Genomic DNA, 15211 nt, shown 5'->3' with positions numbered 1-15211 from the left:
TTCGCGCGGCCCCCTCAGACCCCGGCCTGGCGGGAGACCGGACGCAAAATACCAGGTCAGCATCTGCTCCGCCGTCAGATCGGCTTCTGTCGGGCCCCGTTGTCAGTGGCTTGTTCTACAGTTCCCGTCACTTGATCAACGCGGGTGCGGGAGGCACGTATGGGGTGGGTGTCGGCCGGCGACTACGAGGTCGCCCTCGACGACGGCAAGGTGGTGTGCCGCAATGCGGCGGGGCGGTTGCTGAAGTCGGTGCCGCCGAAGATCTCCGACGATCCGGCGGTGGTGGGGCTGCGCCAGCTCGTCGAGTGGCTGGAGCGGCACGAGCGGCAGTGTCTGACCGATGTGGAGCGGTGGATGGTGCGCTCGCTGCCGGTGCCGTTCGAGGTCGTCGCCCGTGTGTGGCCCGACCCCGCCTGGCAGGCCGCGCTGCGTGACCTGGTGGTCACCGGTCCCGGCGGAGAGGTGGCCGGTTTCCTGCGGGACGCCGACCCCGAGCGCGGCCTCGGCCTGGTCGACCTCGACGGCGACACCGTGCGCATCACCCCCGACCTGGTCCGTCTGCCGCACCCGGTCCTCCTCGACGACCTGGAGGAACTGCGGGAGTTCGCCGTCGAACTCGGTGTGGAGCAGCGCGCCCAGCAGCTCTTCCGCGAGGTGTGGGATCGGCCCGCGACGCTCGACGCCGAGGGCACCTCGGTCGAGGAGTACGCGGGCGGGTCGTTCAAGGAGCAGCGGTTCCTGCACGGCCGGGTGACCCAGCTCGGCTACCGCGTGCGCGGCGGCAACGCCGTCCACTCCGTCCTGGAGGACGGGCGCACGGTCGAGGCGCGGGTGTGGGTGGGCGACTACGAGAGCTACGAGGAGTCCGAGACCGGCCCCCTGACGTTCACCGATCCCGCGGGCCGGGTGCTGAAGCTCGGTCAGGTGGGGCCGGTGGCCTGGTCGGAGGGGATGCGGATGGCGGCCGCGCTGTACGCGGGACGCGACATCGAGGACGAGGAGCGGGCGGCATGACGACCTACGACGAGAACACCGCGGGCACGCTGCTCGACGCGGGGGCGGTCCTGCCCCGGGGCAGCACGGCCCGCGAGGACGCCGACACGCTCACCGTGCGCACGTACGGCCATCCCGTGCTGGACGAGAGGCGGATCGTACGGCTGGTGCCGGGCACCCTCGGCGAGGCGGAGGACCTCGCCCTGGACTTCCTCGGTCTGGTGCGGGACGCGGAGGTCCCCGAGGTGGGGCAGGTACGCCGGGAGACCCTCGGCTTCCCGGCCTGGGCGCTGGTCAACGACCCGGCGAACGGTCACCACGCACTCGCGCTGGTCAGGGACATCGAGCGGCTCGCGCGGCAGGCCAAGTCCCGGCCCGGCACCGCCAAGGAGGGCTTCGAGGAGCTGGGCACCCGGCTCGGCCGGGCCGTGCCGCACTTCCTGCCGACGTTCTACGAGCAGGCCGCGCGGGTCTTCCTGCAGCACGAGAACACGACGTACGCCGCCGCGTTCTTCGGCAAGGCCCGTGACGCCGAGCGGGTGCACGCGCTGACCGTGGACGAGGAGCGGCAGCGTGCCGTGTTCCTGGAGTTCGCCTTCGCGGGCGCGCTGACGGTGAAGGCGCTCAAGGAGCATGTCAAGGCGCTGGCCGCGCGGCTCAGCCCGGCCGACGCGTGGGCGCAGTTCCGGCAGCTGACGGTGGAGCGCTGCGCGGCCGGCATGCCGCCGTACGCGTCGCTGCCGCAGGACGCGCGCGGGCTGATCAGGGCGGCGGGGCTCGACCGGGTCGCCGAGGAGTGCGCGCTGGTCGGCGACCTGCTCGCCTCGCCCGCGGCCGTGCGGGCCCCGGCGTCCTTCTGGAACTCCTACCGGGCGACACTCGTCGTGCTCGCCGAGCGGCAGCCGGAGGTACGCCGCAGGCTGCTGGAGATCATGCCGGCGGGCCTCGGCCGGTCCGTCGAGGACGACGAGTTCTGGCTGGCGCTGCTCACGGAGTGCGGGGCGGATCTGCTGCTCACCGGTGAGTCCGGTGCCGAGGCCGGCGAGGCGGGCGGGACGGGCGAGGTCGACGCGGCGGACTGGCTGACCCGCTGGGCCCTGCACCGCAAGCACGGCGGCAACATCTGCGACCGTTCCCCGGCCACCCTCGCGCTCGTGGCGAGGATGGCCCCCCGGCTGCGCGCCCAGGGCCGGTCCGTCGACGTCGTCACGGGGCGCTGGCACGCCGGTGCCGACCTCGACCTGCTCGACCTGTGCCTGGCCGAGGGCGTTCCGCTGACGCCGCCCCCCGGGGGCGAGGTCGTGTACCTCGGTCTGCAGCGCTGGCTGAGCCAGACCCGGCCAGGCCGGCGCGATCTGACGGCGACGGCGGCGGACAGCCGCTTCCGGCGTCTGCTGTACACCGAGATCGGCACCCAGAGCGGCAACCGCCCGGAGGCCGCGCTGCTCAAGGGCATAGCCACCCACCCCGTGCTCAGCGACGTCCTGCGCGAGTGGCTGCGGGACGCGGCCGGGGAACTGACGGCCGCCGTCGGCCTGCCCGCCGCGCGCACCGCGCTGGAGCGGATGCGGCCCTTCCGGGGCGTGGCCGCCGAGGTGGCCCCGGACGCCGTGGCGCGGGTCGCCGCTCACGAGGCCGCGCCGCTGCTCGGGCACACCCTGCGCGCCGGTCTCCTGGACGAGCTGGGCTGGCCCGCGTTCGAGGAGGCGCTGCGCCGGATCGACGCCGAGACCAAGCCCCGGCGCGACCAGGACGACGCGGTGACCGTCCAGGAGGCCTGGCCCGCGCTGATCGTCTCCCGGGGCCACAAGGTGTTCGTCGTCGGCCCCGAGGAGATCCTGCTGGAGCACGACCTGCGGCTGCCCGTGGACCTGGGCCAGTGGAACCGTCCGTCGTTCCGCTACACGGACGGCGAGCTGCTGGTGATGTGGCGGCAGGACGGCAAGCAGGTCGGCTACTGGTCCGCCCGAGCGGCCGATGTGTTCCCGCTCGGCGGCGAGCAGATCCCGCACTACTGGTACGGCGGCGGCGACGCGGGCGAGGCCTCGGTCCCGCTGCCCGGCGGGGGCCGGGCCACCGGTGGGCGCACCCTGCACGCCGGCGACACCGTGCTGCCGCCGCGCCGCCGGATCCTGGGCGACGGCACCTCGTACTGGCGTCAGGGGCGGCAGGGCCGGCAGCAGGTATGGCTGGAGTACGACCCGGCCACCGGCGCGCACGGGCGTGCCTCGCTGCCCTCGTTCCTGCACAGCGGTGTCCGGGAGGACGCCTCGCTGATGCAGCAGCACTGCGAGGTGCTGCCGCTGCAGCCCGGACTGGAGCACAGCCCGTTCGGCACCGACGGCACGGTCCTCGGCCGCTGGGTGCGCACCGAGGGCGAGGGCGCCGAGGCCCGTACGGTCGTCGGCACGCCGGACGGCCGGACCGTCGCCGTGCCGCACGACGGCGGGGCTTCGGGCGTTCCGCTCGGCGCGCTGCGGCTGCCGGGAGGCGCCGAGCCCGTCGTCGTGCAGCAGCACCGGCAGGTCGCGGTGTTCGCGGGCGACGACACGTCCGCCGCCGGTGAGCTGGGGCGGGTGACGCCGATGGCACGCGGCAGCGAGTTCGCCGCCGGTACCCGGTTCGTCCCGCCGGTCGAGTTCTGGCACGCGCTGCGTCCGCGCGACGAGCGGGCGTCGGCCGTGCTGCGCACGCTGACCGACGAGCGGGTGGCCGAGGTGATGCGGGCCGGCGCCGAGGCACTGGCGGAGCGGCTGGCGAGGATCGCGGCGGCCGGGGCGGTCGACGGCACGTCCGACGTCAAGGCCGTCGTCCCGACAGCCACCGAGGTGCTGCGGGAGGTCGTCTCCGCCGCCCTGCCCGGGCTGGGCGACGAGCGGCTCGTCACCGGTGTGACGGCGCTGGTGCGGGCGGCGCTGCAGTTCGACGAGTCGACGGCGGCGTACGTGGCGCCTCCGGCCGAGCGGCCGAAGCAGGATCCCCGCCGCACCGAGGGCATGTTCGCCGACTACAGCCCCGAATACGGCGACGACACCATGCTGCGCGAGGCGATGAGCGGCCTGGAGGGGCTGCACGGCTGGTGGGGCGGCGCCCCGCGGTGGACCACGCTGCGGCAGATCCGCGCCGTGAACCACGTGCTGTCCGGGAAGCCCGCCGACGGCAGGCCGCTGCCCAAGGCCCTGCGGGACACCGGTGCCGGCGACGGATGGAGCAGTGACGAGTTCACCGTCCCCGGCGACGGCGCGCAGTGGCAGTCCGTCCTGGACACCCTGCGTCCGCTCGCCTACCGGGCGACGTCCCCGGCGACGACCGAGACGCACCGTGCGGCGCTGCTCCTGCTGTTCGAGGCGATCGTGGAGGGACCGCTGGCCACCCCGGGCATGTCGCTGCGCCAGGTCGTGCTGAGCGAGCCCCACGACAAGCAGCAGCGCGCCGGCCAGGTGCTGCGCCGGGGGGACCGTACGGTCGTCGTCCTCACCTCCCGCAACGTCGACGAGCGCGGCCGGATGCACTGGCTGGCCCTGGACCACGGCCCGGCCGACGACCGCGGTGCGATCGCCCACTTCACCCTGGAGCGGGAGCACGCGCATCCGGCGGTGTACCCCGCCGAGGCGCTCGCCGCCGTCACCCGGCTCGTCAGGGACAAGGGCCCCGCCCCCTGGCAGCCGGAGGCGCAGACCGCGCTCATCACCGCCACCGGGGGCGGGCTGGGGCCCGTGCAGGCGGCCCTGCTGCTCGCGGGCCGGCCCTCGCAGCTCACCGACGAGGCGGTCGCGACGACCGGGCTGAAGCCCCGTCAGAAGGAGCTCGGCGACACCCTGCTGAACTCGCTGGAGCCGGGCGACTGGAAGCCGATGGTCGGCGCCCTGCTGCCCGAGAAACCCGCCGACCTGTGGACCACCGGACCGGACACGGAGGCGGTGGGCCGGATCTGGAAGCGGTTCCTGGGCGATGTCGTCCGGCTGCCCGAGGATCTCGCCGCCGAGCTCTCCGCCGCGTTCCTGCCCCTCGACTCGGTCCACGCGATCCTCAACCCGGAGCGCACCCCCTGGATCAGCCGCACCACCGTGCAGCGGCCCGACAAGGACGGCAACCTGGTCGCGGAGGACCCGCAGGCGCTGCCCGGCCGTTACCACCTCACGCAGGCCGTGCACTCCCTCGCCGGCCTCGCCTACACGCTGCCGTACGGGCACCCGCTGCGGGCCGCGCTGCCGGAGAGCCTCGCGGCGCTGCGCCGCCGGATCGCCGACCCTGGGCTGCTGCTCGACCTGGAACTGGCGTGGACATCCAACGCCGAGCCGACCGCCGTCGAACTGCGCAAGGCGTACGGGATGCCCGCCACCGGCGGCGCAGGCAAGGACGGGCTGACGCGCGCGGGCGAGGCACTCGTGCTGCGCCCCTGGTACGGGGAGCAGGAGACCGTGCTGGTGCGAACCGGTGCGCTCACCCGCTCCGACGACCCGGTGTTCGGACTCCTCGAAGGGATCGTCGGACCGGGGCGCGGCCACGGCATGTGGGCCCTGCGCACGCTCCTCGACGACGACCTCACCCGTGCCCTAGCGGCCGGCACCGGTCCCGAGGGGCCCGTGGGCCACGCGCAGGACCCGGCCCTCAGCGTGCCCGGCCTGGTGGCCGAGGTCGCCGAGCGGCACGGCCTCGGTACGGACGCCGCGGCGCTGTATCTGATGCTGCTCACCCTGCCCGACCCGACGGACCGCAACTGCGCCCGCTGGACCGGCTGGAAGCCTGCCCGGACGAAGAAGGCGCGCGCGGAACTCGCGGCGACCGACCTGGTCGTGGAGGCCAAGCGGTCGCGCGCCGGACGCACCCTGTTCCTGCCGTGCGGCTGGCTTGAGCTGAAGTCGAGGGGTGCGCTGCCGGTGGAGATCTGGAAGCGGGGCCTCTACCCGCTCGGCGGCTACGGGCGTGCCGTCCCGCTGCTGCCGGTTCCCGAGCTGTACGAGCGTGCCTGGGACCGTGTGCGCACGGGCGACGCCCCGGCGTACGAGGAGCTCACCACCCGCGCCACCCGCAGGGGCCGCCGCCGATGACCACCGTCCCGCGTCGCCCGCAAGGGCCGCCGCCCCCGGCCACCGTCCCGTCCCACCTGGAAGAACGCACCGCGATGACCACCACCCTGTCCCCCGAGACCGCCCGCCAGATCGTCCCGCCCGAGGAGCGGTACGCCGGCGAACTGGCCTTCCTCGCCGCGTACGACGACGGTCCGCGTCCGCCCGCCTGGCGGCTCACGCCCCGCGCGGTCGTCACCTTCGTCATGGGCAGCGACGGCCGGGCCCTGAAGCTGCCCGACGGCGCCGAGGCGCCCGAGGGGGTGCCGCGCCGGCTGGTCGTCGAGGGCAAGTTCGTCGGCGACCGGGCCCTGGTCGAGCGGTGTGTCGTCACCCTCGCCGGGGAGCGCGGTCTGCTGCTCGTCGGCGAGCCCGGCACCGCCAAGTCCATGCTGTCCGAGCTGCTGTCGGCCGCCGTGTGCGGAACCAGCGGCCTGGTCGTGCAGGGCACCGCGGGCACCACCGAGGACCAGCTCAAGTACGGCTGGAACTACGCCCTGTTGCTGGCGCAGGGACCCAGCCGACAGGCGCTAATGCCCTCGCCGGTGCTGACCGCCATGCGCCGGGGCGGCATCGCCCGGGTCGAGGAGGTCACCCGCTGTCTGCCGGAGGTCCAGGACTCGCTGGTGTCGCTGCTGTCGGAGCGGCGGATCGCGGTGCCCGAACTGGCGGGCACCGAGGACGCGTTGGCGCACTCGGCACCCGGCTTCAACCTGATCGCCACCGCCAACCTGCGGGACAAGGGCGTCTCCGAGATGTCCGCGGCCCTCAAGCGCCGCTTCAACTTCGAGACGGTCGGCCCGATCCCGGACCTCGACGCGGAGACCGCGCTGGTGCGCAGCCAGGCGCGGGCCTCCGTGGAGCGGGCCGGGGCACCCTTCCAGGTCGACGACGCGGTGCTGGAGGCCCTCGTCACCGCCTTCCGCGACCTGCGGGAGGGCCGGTCGGCGGAGGGCTGGGAGGTGGAGCGGCCGTCCACGGTGATGAGCACGGCGGAGGCCGTGTCCGTCGCGGGCGCGCTGGGGCTCGCCGCGGCCTACTTCCCGGGGGACCGTGACGTGCTCGGCCTGCTGCCGGGGCATCTGCTCGGCGTGGTCCGCAAGGACGACCCGGCCGACGCGGCCCGGCTGCGCGGCTACTGGGACGGTCCCGTGCGGCGCCGCGCCGAACAGGGCTCCGCCACCTGGCGGACGCTGTGGGACCTGCGCACGGTCCTGGAGGGCTGACGGCCGTGTCGCTCTCCCACGGGGTCGCCCCCGACACCACGGCCGAGCCGGGCGTTCCCGGCTCACCACAGGGCGCGACCGCCGCAGCCGACGCCGGCGGGCCCGGCTCACCCGAGGGCCCTGTCGACCAAGCCAAGGCCGACGAGCCCAACTCACCACAGGGGTCGATCACCACAGCCGAGAAAGGCGGCCCCAGCTCACCCAAGAGCCCTATCGCCCAAGCCAAGGCCGACGAGCCCAACTCACCACAGGGGTCGATCACCACAGCCAAGGAAAGCGGCCCCAGCTCACCCAAGAGCCCTATCGCCCAAGCCAAGGCCAGCGAGCCCAACTCACCACAGGGGTCGATCACCACAGCCAAGATGCGCACGCCCAGCTCACCCAAGAGCCCTGTCGCCGCAACCGAGGCGGGCGGGCCCGGCGCGTCCCTGGGGGCCCACGCCGTGCCCGGCCAAGCTCTCGCCGCGCTCACCGATCCGGCCGCGCCCTGTCTCATCGGCGTGCGGCACCACGCGCCGTCCCTCGCGGCGGCCGTGCCCGCGCTGCTCGACGCGGCGAAGCCGGACGTGGTGCTCGTCGAGCTGCCGGCCGAGATGCAGGAGTGGCTGCCGTGGCTCGGGCACGAGGAGACGCGGGCCCCGGTCGCGCTCGCCGCCGCGCCGTCGGGCGGACGGGGTCTGTCCGGGCCGGCCTTCTATCCGTTCGCGGACTTCTCGCCCGAACTGGCGGCCGTGCGGTGGGCGGCCCGGCACGGCATACCGGTGGTCGCCTGCGATCTGCCGCTCGCGCACCGGGCGTGGGGCGAGGGGCGCGCGGACACGGCGTCCGGGGAGTCCCTCGGGCTCACCTCCGCGCTGCGGTTGCGGCTGACGGGTCGTCCCGGGGACGATCTGTGGGACCGGCTCGTCGAGGCCACCGCGCCGGGCTCCCCGCCGGAGGCGCTGCGCCGGGCGGCGCTGCTGACGGGGTGGGCGCTGCGCGAGGACGCGGCCGCCGCGGGCGGGGTGCCGGAGCTGGACCTGCGGCGGGAGCGGTGGATGCGGGCCCGGATCGCCGAGGCCACCGCGGGCGGGCAGCGGGCCGCCGTGGTCGTCGGCGCCTTCCACGCGCCCGCGCTGACGCGGTCGCACGACGCGGAGGAGGCCGAGGTCTCCGACGCCGACAGCAACTCCTGGACCACCTCGCTGATCCCGTACACCTACGCCCTCCTGGACGAGCGCTCCGGGTATCCGGCCGGGATCCGGGACCCGGAGTGGCAGGACATGGTGCTGCGGTCGGCCGGGGAGCCCGCCGCGCTGGAGGAGGCGTTGACGCGGGCGGCCGTGCGGGTGTGCGCGGAGCTGCGGGAGCTCGGGCATCCGTCCGGGCCCGCCGACGCCCGGGAGATCACCCGGCTCGCCTCGGATCTGGCCCGGTTGCGCGGGCTTCCGGCGGCGGGCCGGGGTGAGCTGGTCGAGGCGGTGCAGACGGTGCTCGCGCAGGGCGAGCCGTACGGGCGGGGCCGGGCCGTGGCGCGGGCGATGGAGCGGGTGCTGGTCGGCACCCGCACCGGGCGTCCGGCACCGGGGGCGCCGCGCAGCGGTCTCGCCCCGGCGGTGGAGGCCGAGGTTGCGGAGCTGGGCCTGCCCGGGCCGGAGAGCGGTGCGGGCACGGCCGCCAGGGATCTGCGCCTCGACCCGCTGCGGTCCGACCTGGACCGCCGCCGTGAGCTGCTGCTGCGCCGGCTGACGGTGTGCGGGGTCCCGTACGGGGAGGCGAAGGACGTCGCCGGGGCGGGCGGTGCCGAGGCGCTGACCTCGCGCTGGGAGGTGCGCTGGACACCGGCGACCGCGGCCATGCTGACCGCTGCCGGGGTGCGCGGGGTGACCGCCGCCCAGGCCGCCGAGGGGGTGCTGCGGGAGCGGCGGCGCGCGGAGCGGGACGAGGGCGGGTCGACGGGCGCGCAGGTGCTGGAGGGGCTGGCGCGGGCGGCGGAGTGCGGTCTGCCCGCGCTGGCGGACGAACGGCTCGACGACCTCGCCGAGACCCTGCCGCAGTCCGGCACACTGCCCGAACTCCTCGCCGGTCTGGCCCTGTTGGACAGGGTCCGCTCCGGGCATGTCGCCGGACTGGGCGCCGACGACGACCGTACGGCGCGGGCGGCCGCCGTCGCGGAGCTGCTGACGTCGGCGGCGGTGCGGCAGGTGGACGGGCTGACCGGTTCCGAGGATCCGGCCGACGCGCACGCCCTGCTCGAACTCGCCCATCGCGCGGACCTGCTGGGCGGGATCCGGCTCACCGACGCCCTCGCCCGCCTGGCCGCCGACGGTTCGCCGCTGATGCGCGGCGCCGCCGGAGCCGTACGGGTACTGCTCGGGCAGGAGGCCGCGCGGGCGTTCGGGGACCGGGTGGCCTCGTGGGTCGACGGTGCCGTGGACCCCGACGCGCGCTCCGCGCTGGCCGCCCGGCTGACCGGGCTGCTGACGGCGGCGGGACCGTTGCTGGAGGCGGCGGCCGACACCCTGGAGCCGCTGCTCGACCGGGTGTCGGAGCTGTCCGACCGTGCGTTCCTGGACCGGCTTCCGGCGCTGCGGGGCGGCTTCGACACGCTGAGCCCGGCGGCCCGGGACCGGCTCCTGTCGGCCGTGGAGGAGCGCCTCGGCATCGATCGGGTGGCCGACACGGGCGGGGTGGACCCGGCCGCGCTGGCCGCCTGGACCCAGGCCGACCTCGCGGCGCACGCCGCCCTGCGCTCCCTCGGACTGCTGCCCTCGCCGGGGGCCGGCACGGCGGAGGAGGTCACCGGGGAGGCCCTGGTTCCCCAGGTGGAAGCCGAGGCCGAGGAGCGGCAGCTGGCCCCCGCCGACCGCTGGCGGCTCGTGCTGGGCCGGCGCAAGGAGCGGCTGTCCGCGTCCGCCGCGCCGCTCGCGACCGCGCTCGACGAGCTGTACGGCAGCGGGCGCGGCGAGGGCAGCCGGGGTGATCTCACGGGTGCGGGGGCCGGGGGCGGCCGGGAGGTGCCGTATCCCGGGGTGCGGGAGTGGTCCGAGGAGCTGGCGGCGCTGTTCGGTCCGGGCATCCGGGAGGAGGTGCTGGCGGCGGCCGCGGCGGAGGGCCGCAAGGACGTGATGACAGAGCTGGACGCGGACAGCGTGCGGCCCTCGGTCGACCTGCTGCGCACCGTGCTGAGCCATGCGGGCGGGCTGCCCGAGGCCCGGCTGGCCGCGCTGCGTCCGCTCGTCAGGCGGCTGGTCGACGCGCTCACCCGGGAGCTGGCCACCCGGCTGCGGCCCGCCCTGCACGGTACGGTCCTGCCCCGGCCCAGCCGGCGGCCGGGCGGTGGACTGGACCTGCCCCGCACGCTGCGGGCCAACCTGGCGACGGCCCGGCGCGGCCCGGACGGCACGGTTCAGGTCATCCCCGAGCACCCGGTGTTCCGTACGCGGGCGCGCCGGGCCGCCGACTGGCGGCTGATCCTGGTCACGGACGTGTCGGGGTCCATGGAGGCCTCCACGGTGTGGGCCGCGCTGACGGCCTCGGTGCTGGCCGGGGTGCCGACCCTGTCCACGCACTTCCTGGCCTTCTCCACGGAGGTCATGGATCTCACCGGGCATGTCGAGGACCCGCTGTCGCTGCTCCTGGAGGTGAGCGTCGGCGGTGGCACGCACATCGCGGCGGGGCTGCGGCACGCGCGCGAGCTGGTGACCGTGCCCTCGCGCACGCTCGTCGTGGTGATCAGCGACTTCGAGGAGGGCTATCCGCTCGGCGGGCTGCTCGCCGAGGTCCGGGCCCTGGTCGGGGCCGGCTGTCAGGTACTGGGGTGCGCGAGCCTCGACGACACCGGCCGGCCGCGCTACTCCACGGGTGTCGCGGGTCAGCTCGTCTCGGCGGGTATGCCCGTGGCCGCCCTCAGTCCGCTCGAACTCGCCCGCTGGGTAGGGGAGAAGATCGCATGAGCACGAGTCCGGAGCTGCCTCCGGTCGCCCCGTCCGTGACCGCCGAACTCGTCGAGGCGCTGTCGCCCCGGCTGCGCAAGCGGCTGGACGCGGGCGTGGCCAAGCTGGCGGCACGTCCCGTCGTCCGCGACGGCGACACCGTACGCATCGCGATCGACGACGACACCGACCTCGAACTGCACGCCCCCGGCGGTGCGGTGACCAGCGCGGACGCGGTCCGCTGCGGTTGTCTGCTCGCCCCGGACTGTCTGCACCGGGCGGCGGCGGTATCGGCGGCGCCGGTGGCGCAGGACATTCAGGCGACTCCGACAGGGGTGGCCGAGGACAGCCAGGCGCAGACGCCGCAGACCCCGGCAGCGAGCCCGGAACCACGGACACAGCCGGAGGACGAAACCCCCTCGCCCGGCCAACTCACCGCCGCCCACGCTGTCTTCGCGGCGGCAGCCGCTGTCCTTGAGGCCGGTACGGACGGAGCCGGTGCCGCGCTCCAGGCCGAGTTGCTGCGGGCCGCGCACACCGCGCGGCTCGCCGGGCTCCCCCGGGCCGCCGCCGCGGCGGTCACGGTGGTGACCGGGGTGCGCGCGGCCCGCTCCGCGGACCCGGCCTACCGGCTGCCCGACCTCGTGGAGGCGCTGCGTACGGTGCTGGGCGTGGCACACCGGCTGCCGCACGCGGCGGGTGCCGAGCTGGTGGAGCTGCGCGGCACGGTACGGCAGCCGTACACCCCGGACGGTTCGCTGCGGCTGTACGGGCTGTTCTCCGAGCCCGTGCTGACGGCGACCGGGTACGCGGGGGCGGTCACCTGGACGGCGGACGCGGAGGGCCGTCTGTACACCGTCTCCGACGTGGCCCCGGGCGGTGCCGGCCGGGCCACCGGCGCCGCCGACCGGACCGTACGGATCGGCGACACGGCCCTGACGCATCGCGAGCTGTCGCGCGCGGGGCTCGCCGTGTCCGGCGCGACCGTGTCGCCGACGGGACGGCTGGGCGCCGGAGCGGGGGTGCGGGCGGTCCGCGCGTCCGGCGCGGACTGGCGCGGGGAGCCACTGGAGCGGCTGTGGGCGGTGCCCGTCGCCGAACAGGTGGCCCGTGCCCTCGGAGATGGCCCCCACGACCTGCTCTTCCTCGACGTCACGCTCGTCGGCACGGTCCGGGAGGCGGCGGGTGACTGTCTGCTGGCCGACTGCGACGGGCTCGCGCTCAGGCTGGCCGCGGCGCACGACGATCCGGCGCTCCCCCACCGGGAGAACCTCCGTCTGCTGGCGGCGGCGCGCGGCAGCCGGCTCCGGATCGTCGCCCGGCTGGCCCCAGGACCGCTCCCCCGCGCCCTGCTGCTGGCCGCCGAGCATCCGTCCCAGCCGGGCGTCCGGGTCGACCTCGGTCTGGACCGCCTCCAGCGTGCCGATCTGCCCGCGTCGGCCGCGCCGCCCGGCGCCGCTCCCGTGCCGGACGAGGCCCCGCTCCACCTGCTGCGCCGCCGGGTGCACCAGGCCGTGTCCGGGGGCCGCCGGGTGCTGGCCTTCCCGGGCGGCGCGGCGGGCGACCCGGCCCGGCTGCGCCGTACCGGCTTCGCCACCGGAGCGGCCGTGCTCGACGAACTGCACGCCACGGCGGCGGACCGCACCCGTGACGCGTTCGGCCGGCTCCTCCCGACCGACACCCCCCGCTTCGCCCGGGCCTGGCTGGCGGCCGCCTGCTACACGGGCGCGGTGGAGCGGGGGCTGTGCGCGACGGCGTGGGGTACACGGACGGGGTCGCAGGCTTGAGCTGACACGCGGCTCTTTAGGACAGGATCTGACCTCGATACCTCCTAACGTGGGTCTCGACCGCGGAACACCACACGGGAGAACAGAACCATGAACGGCTCCACCACCACCCCCGCCCAGGCCGTCACCGGCGAGCGCGCCGACCTGCTGCACGAGCTGGCCAACGCCCGGCACTTCCTGCGGTTCACCACCCGCGACCTCACGGACGAGCAGGCCGGGCAGCGGCCCACGGCCAGCGAGCTGTGCCTGGGCGGCCTGATCAAGCACGTGACCTCGACCGAGCGCGGCTGGGCGGACTTCATCGTCGAGGGCCCGTCGGCCCTGGGCGACTTCGACTCCATGACCGAGGCCGACTTCGCCCGGCGGGCCGACGAGTTCCGGATGCTGCCGGGCGAGACGCTGGCGGGCGTGCTCAAGGAGTACGAGGAGGTGGCCCACCGTACGGACGAACTGGTCGTCTCCCTGCCCAGCCTGGACGCGGACCACCCGCTGCCGAAGGCTCCGTGGTTCGAGCCGGGAGTGCGCTGGTCGGCGCGCCGGGTTCTGATCCACATCGTCGGTGAGACCGCCCAGCACGCAGGTCACGCCGACATCATCCGGGAGTCCCTGGACGGGGCGAAGAGCATGGGCTGACCTCGAAGGAGGTTCAGGTCCGCGGCCGTCGCCGTCCGTGCCGTAGTCCTCGCGGACCGTCCCCCGTCTCTCGCCGTTGGTTGTCGCGGAAAATCGCGTGACGGACCTCGAAGTGATCCGTACGATCACCGCGATGACTACTTCTTCTGCTCGCAGATTGGGGGACCCGTCCGCGCAAGGTGAGTGCTGATGCTCACCCGGATCGCGAACGGGGACTCCCGGCTTTCCTTCTGGCGGCGCGTGCGCGAGTTCGCCGTCCCGCCCTCCATGATCGAGACTGCGACCGCCCGCCGGCTGACCGGTGACTGGGCGGGGGCGTGTGCCGCCGCAGGCATCGACGTCGACTTCACCGCGCGATCCCTGGCGCGGGCCCACGGCCGGGAACTGGCCGCGCGGGTCCGGGCCGACCTGCGTCGGCTGGCACCCGACCTGCTGCGCTGGCACATGCCGAGGATCGCTCCCGACGGGCTGCTCCGGCCCGGGCTGACCCTGTCCCTGGCCCGGTACGGCACCGAGGGGCCGGGCGGTGGGCGGCCGGTGCATCTCGTGGTGCGGACCGCGCCGTCCTGGGCGGACGCCGGGCAGCGGATGAGCCTCGCACTGTGGGGCGGTTCCCGCCCGGAGGACCGCGCCCGGCACCACCCGCATCCCTGTCCCAACCGGCGCTTCCGCCTCGACCTGCACCGGCATCTGTGGGATGCGGACAGGGCCGGTGAGCTGGGGGCCCGCCTTCGGGGTGCGGGACCGGATCCCGGCGTGGACCACGGACTGGTGCCGCCCGAGCTCGGCTGTGCCGTGGGACGCTGGGCGGACGAGGCGGGAATCCTGCTCGCCGCCGAGGGGTGGCCGGGCGGTACCGGGACTGTTCTCGTACGCCTCGGAGGGCGGCGTCGGCTGGCCCTGGAACTGGCCGCCCACGCGGACGGCGGCGGGTCGCCCGCACTGCGGATCACCGGGGCGCCCACCGGCGGCGGTTGCTCCGCGCTGCCGGTCCTGCCCGACGCTGCCACCTGGACCCTCCCCGACCTGGAGCTGCTGCGCACCGGTGCGATCGACGCCGAGCTGCTGCACCCCCTGGTGGCCGCGGCGCTCGTACCGGGCCGTTCACCGACGCGTCCGCCGAGGAGCGACGACCCGGCGGGGCGGGCACGGCTCGTGGAGTGCCGTGGCGCCCGGCACCGGATCGGCCTCGTCGACGGTGTGCTGGCCCCGCTGGACCACGACCCGGACGAGATCCGGCGGGAGGAGCTGCTGGCCGCGCTGTCCGGCACCCCCCTGCCCTGTCTGCAGGCCATCGACCGGGCGCACCGCCGCCCCGACTGTCTCGACGGCGTCCGCGAACGCCTGAACCACGGTGACCTCGCCGGTGCGCTGGCGGTGGTCGAGGGCCTGCTGGGCCCCGAGGCGCTGCTGCGCGACGGCGCACTGCGGGACGCCCTGGAGGAGGCCGCGCTCCGCCGCATCACCTACGGGCTGTTCCGGGCGGGTCTCACGGGACCCGGGCCCACCCGTGTCCCCCCGCGAAACCGGCGTCCCCCTCTTCTCCGCTCGCATCCGCGCCACGGCTCGCCCCGCTGAGCGCCCCGAAC

At 75.5% G+C, this 15211-nt stretch carries 7 protein-coding genes; all 7 read left to right on the top strand.

What is annotated here, in order from left to right; genetic code table 11:
- Positions 1–159: 159 nt before the first annotated feature.
- Positions 160–1014 (top strand): DUF4132 domain-containing protein, encoded by an 855-nt coding sequence (locus ACLZN2_RS42890; protein ID WP_416985202.1) that lies wholly within the window; start codon positions 160–162, stop codon positions 1012–1014.
- On the top strand, positions 1011–6044 hold the full coding sequence (locus ACLZN2_RS42885; RefSeq protein WP_416985201.1) for a hypothetical protein: 5034 nt from the start codon (positions 1011–1013) through the stop codon (positions 6042–6044). The genes ACLZN2_RS42890 and ACLZN2_RS42885 overlap by 4 nt, the downstream gene beginning before the upstream one ends.
- Before the next feature lie 74 nt (positions 6045–6118).
- Positions 6119–7288 (top strand): AAA family ATPase, encoded by a 1170-nt coding sequence (locus ACLZN2_RS42880; protein ID WP_416985371.1) that lies wholly within the window; start codon positions 6119–6121, stop codon positions 7286–7288.
- 362 nt (positions 7289–7650) lie between these two features.
- The gene (locus ACLZN2_RS42875) at positions 7651–11223 is read left to right on the top strand and encodes a vWA domain-containing protein (protein ID WP_416985370.1); all 3573 of its coding nucleotides are present in this window, start codon (positions 7651–7653) and stop codon (positions 11221–11223) included.
- Positions 11220–12989, top strand: coding sequence for a hypothetical protein (locus ACLZN2_RS42870; protein WP_416985200.1), 1770 nt, complete (start codon positions 11220–11222; stop codon positions 12987–12989). Before ACLZN2_RS42875 ends, ACLZN2_RS42870 begins: the two co-directional genes overlap by 4 nt.
- 90 nt (positions 12990–13079) lie before the next feature.
- Positions 13080–13622, top strand: a complete 543-nt coding sequence (locus ACLZN2_RS42865; protein WP_416985199.1) for a DinB family protein — start codon at positions 13080–13082, stop codon at positions 13620–13622.
- 189 nt (positions 13623–13811) lie between these two features.
- On the top strand, positions 13812–15200 hold the full coding sequence (locus ACLZN2_RS42860; protein ID WP_416985198.1) for a hypothetical protein: 1389 nt from the start codon (positions 13812–13814) through the stop codon (positions 15198–15200).
- Positions 15201–15211 lie beyond the last annotated feature (11 nt).

The sequence above is a fragment of the Streptomyces sp. T028 genome (genome assembly GCF_048159505.1).
Taxonomy (GTDB): Bacteria; Actinomycetota; Actinomycetes; order Streptomycetales; family Streptomycetaceae; genus Streptomyces.
The sequence above is the reverse complement of the archived record's forward strand: the minus strand, read 5'-3'. Positions and strand labels throughout refer to the sequence as shown.

Bases quoted from the DNA above. Each gene is read 5' to 3' on its own strand.
- ACLZN2_RS42865 (WP_416985199.1), top strand. From the start codon at position 13,080: ATGAACGGCTCCACCACCACCCCCGCCCAGGCCGTCACCGGCGAGCGC.
- ACLZN2_RS42870 (WP_416985200.1), top strand. From the start codon at position 11,220: ATGAGCACGAGTCCGGAGCTGCCTCCGGTCGCCCCGTCCGTGACCGCC.
- ACLZN2_RS42860 (WP_416985198.1), top strand. From the start codon at position 13,812: ATGCTCACCCGGATCGCGAACGGGGACTCCCGGCTTTCCTTCTGGCGG.
- ACLZN2_RS42875 (WP_416985370.1), top strand. From the start codon at position 7,651: ATGCGCACGCCCAGCTCACCCAAGAGCCCTGTCGCCGCAACCGAGGCG.
- ACLZN2_RS42880 (WP_416985371.1), top strand. From the start codon at position 6,119: ATGACCACCACCCTGTCCCCCGAGACCGCCCGCCAGATCGTCCCGCCC.
- ACLZN2_RS42890 (WP_416985202.1), top strand. From the start codon at position 160: ATGGGGTGGGTGTCGGCCGGCGACTACGAGGTCGCCCTCGACGACGGC.
- ACLZN2_RS42885 (WP_416985201.1), top strand. From the start codon at position 1,011: ATGACGACCTACGACGAGAACACCGCGGGCACGCTGCTCGACGCGGGG.